The following is a 680-nucleotide window of genomic DNA, read 5'->3' on the forward strand; positions in this document are numbered from 1 at the left end:
TCGATGGGTCAGATTCGTGTCGTTCCGAAAAGACCGTGAACCTTTTGTGGGACACGCGGCGCCGTGGTACCATAGCCGAGTTTGTTGTCTTGGTCGGAAACCAAGACGCCTTATGCGCTGATCGGTAACCAGCGCCTGACTAATAAGGAGTCCTACCATGAAGCAGGGTATCCATCCCCAGTATGTCGAGTGCACGGTGACGTGCTCCTGCGGCAACACCTTCAAGACGCACGCTACCGTGTCCGAGATGAAGGTTGAGCTTTGCAACGAGTGCCACCCGTTCTACACCGGCCAGCAGAAGTTCGTCGACACCGGTGGACGCGTCCAGCGCTTCGCCGACAAGTTCGGTGGCGCCGCTGCCGCCCAGCTCAAGAAGGCCGAGGAGGCCAAGGCTGCCAAGGCTGCCAAGGCTGCTGAGGCCGAGGCCGCTCGCAAGGCCGCCGCTGAGGCTAAGGCTGCCGAGAAGGCCAAGCGTGCTGCTAAGTTTGCCGAGGAGGCTGCCAAGCAGGCCGCCGAGGCTCCCGCAGAGGCTCCCGTCGAGGAGGCCGCTGCCGAGGCCGAGACTACCGAGGCTGCTGAGTAAATAGCTCGCCGCGGAATCACTCGCATTCATGGCATAAGGGCCGCGCATCCGTTTGGGTGCGCGGCCCTTTTCTTTCAAGACTTTAGTCTGCTGGCCG

1 protein-coding gene is annotated in these 680 nt (G+C 61.6%); it reads left to right on the plus strand.

The genetic code is table 11. The annotated features are described in order from the left end of the window. The first annotated feature begins 157 nt into the window (after positions 1 to 157). Positions 158 to 583, plus strand: a complete 426-nt coding sequence (rpmE, locus tag DXC52_RS06595) for a 50S ribosomal protein L31 (protein ID WP_006235303.1) — start codon at positions 158 to 160, stop codon at positions 581 to 583. The last annotated feature ends 97 nt before the right edge of the window (positions 584 to 680 follow it).

Source organism: Collinsella sp. TF05-9AC (genome assembly GCF_003438495.1).
GTDB lineage: Bacteria > Actinomycetota > Coriobacteriia > Coriobacteriales > Coriobacteriaceae > Collinsella.